This is a genomic window from Pseudomonas sp. GD03858, from assembly GCF_029840925.1.
Classification (GTDB): Bacteria; Pseudomonadota; Gammaproteobacteria; order Pseudomonadales; family Pseudomonadaceae; genus Aquipseudomonas.
On the sequence record NZ_JAOCDM010000204.1, the window covers coordinates 1 to 3,532 of the forward strand.

Consider the following 3,532-nt stretch of genomic DNA (forward strand, 5'->3'; position numbering starts at 1 on the left):
AAGATCGACCCGCCCTCCTTGCCCGCCAGCTTGCTCGGTTTGATCAGGAACCGCGCCAGCGCCGGCAGCAGCCACAGGGCGCCGAACATGTTCCACAGCAGCATGAAGGTCAGCATCAGGCCCATGTCGGCCTGGAACTTGATGGCCGAGAAGATCCAGGTGCACACGCCGATGGCCAGGCACAGGCCAGTGAACAACACCGCCTTGCCGGTGGAGCGCAGGGTTTCGTAGTAGGCCTCCTGCAATGGCAGGCCGGCGCGCAGGAAGCTCTCCAGGCGGCTGTAGATGTAGATGCCGTAATCCACGCCAATGCCCACGCCCAGCGCCACCACCGGCAGCGTGGCGACCTTCACGCCGATGCCCATGAACGCCATCAGCGCGTTGCCCAGCACCGAGGTCAGCACCAGCGGCAGGACGATGCACAACGTGGCGGCGAAGGAGCGGAAAGTGATCATGCACATCACCGCCACGCAGATGTAGACGAGGATGAGAATGGTCAGCTCGGCCGACTTGATCACTTCGTTGGTGGCCGCCTCGATCCCGGCATTACCGGCCGCCAGGAGGAACTGCAGGCCGTCCTTGTTGTGGCTGTCGGCGAAGGCCTTGGCCGCGGCGGTGACCCGCTCCAGGGTCTCGGCCTTGTGGTCGTTGAGGAACACCAGCACCGGCGCCAGCGAGCAATCGGCGTTGTACAGACCGTCGGCACGGGCGATGGAGTTGTTGAGAATGTCCGGGTTGCGCGACAGGGTTTCCCACTTCAGGCTGCCCTCGTTCATGCCCTTGATGACCTGCTTGGAAACGGTCACCAGGGAGATGGTCGACTGCACGCCCGGGGTGTTGTCCATGGTCCACATCAGCTCGTCGATCGGCGCCATGGTCGAGTGGATCGAGCACTGCTCGGCCGGGGTCTTGACCATGATCACCAGCACGTCGGAACTGGTGGAGTAGTTGCTGATGATGAAGCTGTTGTCCTGGTTGTAGCGCGAGTCCGGACGCAGCTCCGGGGCGCCCTGGTCGAGGTCGCCGATCTTCAGGTTCTGGCTGTACCAGAGGCCGCCAGCGAAGGCCAGCAGCGCCAGCACCACGGACACCGGCGCTACCTTGGGGCTGGCGAAGTTGGACAGCAGGCGCCAGAACGGATGCTCGCGAGTCGCGTCCTTCTTGCTGCGGGCGATGGCCTTCTGGCTGATGCCGACGTAGCTGATCGCCACCGGCAGCAGGATCAGGTTGGTGAAGACGATCACCGCCACGCCGATCGAAGCGCCGATGGCCAGCTCGCGAATCACGCCGATGTCGATGATCAGCAGGGTGATGAAGCCCACGGCATCGGCGAGGATGGCGATCATCCCCGGCAGGAACAGCTGGCGGAAGGTGCGCCGGGCCGCGGTCAGGGCATTCTCGGCATCACTGGACTGCAAGGCGATACCGTTGATCTTCTGCACCCCGTGGGAGATGCCGATGGCGAAGATCAGGAACGGCACCAGCATCGAATAGGGATCGAGGCCGAAGCCCACAGCGTGCATCAACCCCAGCTGCCAGACCACCGCCACCAGCGTGGTGATCAGCACGGCGATGGTGCTGCGAATGCACCAGGTGAACCAGTACAGCAGCGCCCAGGTGATCACCAGCGCGACACCGAAGAACATCGCCACCATCACCAGGCCGTCGATCAGGTCACCGACCTTCTTGGCGAAGCCGATGATGTGGATCTTCACGTTGGGGTTCTGCGCCTGGAACTTGTCGCGGATCTTCTCTTCCAGCTGGTGGGAGAACTGCTGGTAGTCGAGTTTGACCTGCCGCCCAGGATCCTGCGGGTCGGGGTAGCTTTCCAGCAGCGGCACATCGACGATGCTGGACTTGAAGTTGTTGGCCACCAGGCGTCCGACCTGGCCGGACTTGAGCACGTTGTCGCGCAGCGCGTCGAGGCTGTCCTGCGAGCCATTGTAGGTGTTGGGGATCACCTCGCCGCCAGAGAAGCCTTCCTCGGTGACCTCGCTCCAGCGCACGCTGGGGCTCCACAGCGACTTCAGGCCGGCGCGGTCGACGCCGGGGATGTAGAACACCTCGTCATGGATCTGCCGCAGCGTCTCCATGTAGTCCTTGTCGAAGATATCGCCCTTGGTCGCCTCCACCGAGATACGCACGGTGTTGCCGAGGTTGGCCAGGTCGTTGCGGTGCTCGAGCATCTGTTCGATGAACGGGTGCTCGAGCGGGATCATCTTCTCGAAGCTGGTGGACGGCCGGATCTGCGTGGCCTGCCAGAACAGGAAGATACTCACCAGCACGCAGATGGCGATGACAATGGGGCGGTTGTTGAAGATCAGGCGTTCCAGCAGGGTGGCCTTGTCCTTGTGCTGCATGTCGAAGCTCTCCCGGCTGGTCATGGACGCGCCTCCTGGGTACCGTCGGCCGAGGCCAGGTGCACGCCCCCTTGCCCGACCAGCAGCAGGCCGCCACCGCCCAGGCCACTGACGCCGGCCAGGGCGATGCGGTCGGCGCGGTTGCGCACGCTGAAGGTCTGCCCGTCGTCGACGCTGCGCAATACGCTGCCGCCATTGCCGACCAGCACCAGGCTGCCGTCATCGAGAAGCGTAGCGCTTGCCAGGCCGAATTCGAGCGGGCCACGTTCGGCCTTGAGCTCGATCGCTTGCCAGCTATCGCCGAAATCGGTGGAGCGGAACAGGTTGCCGCGCAGGCCGAAGGCCAGCAGCGTGTTGGCCTGGGCGGTGCCGATCACGCCGAACAGCGAGCCCTCATAGGGGCCATCGACCTTCGACCAGCTCTGGCCGTTGTCGCTGGAGCGGAACATGCTGCCCTGCTCGCCGACGATGAACAGCCCCGCGCCCTTGACCGTGGCGATGGCATTGAGGTGGAGCTGGTCGGGGTTGTCCAGGCGCTCGGCGACGTCCTGCCAGTGCTGGCCGCCATCGAGGGTTTCCAGCAAGGCACCGTAGGCGCCCACGGCGAAGCCGTGCTGCGCATCGAGGAAGCGTACATCGAGCAGCGGAGCTTCGCGGGAGAGGTCTTCGAACTGCTTGCTCCAGGTCGCGCCGCCGTCGCTGCTGGCGAGGATCTGCGCGTCGTGGCCGACGGCCCAGCCGCGCTTGTCATCGAGGAAGAACACGGCGGTGAGCAGTTGCCGGGTGGGTACCCGGGCCTGGGTCCAGGTCTTGCCCTGGTCGTCGGAGAACAGGATATGGCCGCGGTCGCCAACCACCACCAGGCGCTGGCCTGCGTGAGTGGCGCCGATCAACAGACCTTGGCTGGCCTGGTCCGACTCCACCGAGTATTGCTCGGCAGCCACCGCCGCCAGGACATTGTTCGTCCCGATGCCCAAAGCCAGCGCCAGCATTGTGCTGGCGGCCAGGCTGTAGCGTGCCCTTGCCCGCTGTCTCATGACTGCCCCCTGTTGTGTTCTTGTGCTGGGTCAATCTATTGCCAGGTACTGCGAAAACCTTGTTCCAGAGCCCTGGAATAGCTTCGGGCCATGCTAAGGGGATTGTCGGACAGAAAACAACGAGCGGGACGTTAT

The 3,532-nt window shown here is 64.2% G+C and carries 2 protein-coding genes; both read right to left on the minus strand.

The features are described 5' to 3' along the window. Positions 1-2,384 (minus strand): RND family transporter (locus tag N5D48_RS25935; RefSeq protein ID WP_279888976.1); only part of this gene is annotated, 2,384 nt, incomplete at its 3' end. Beyond that, positions 2,381-3,397, minus strand: a complete 1,017-nt coding sequence (locus tag N5D48_RS25940; RefSeq protein ID WP_279888977.1) for a YCF48-related protein — start codon at positions 3,395-3,397, stop codon at positions 2,381-2,383. The genes N5D48_RS25940 and N5D48_RS25935, both read right to left, overlap by 4 nt. Between the last annotated feature and the right edge of the window lie 135 nt (positions 3,398-3,532).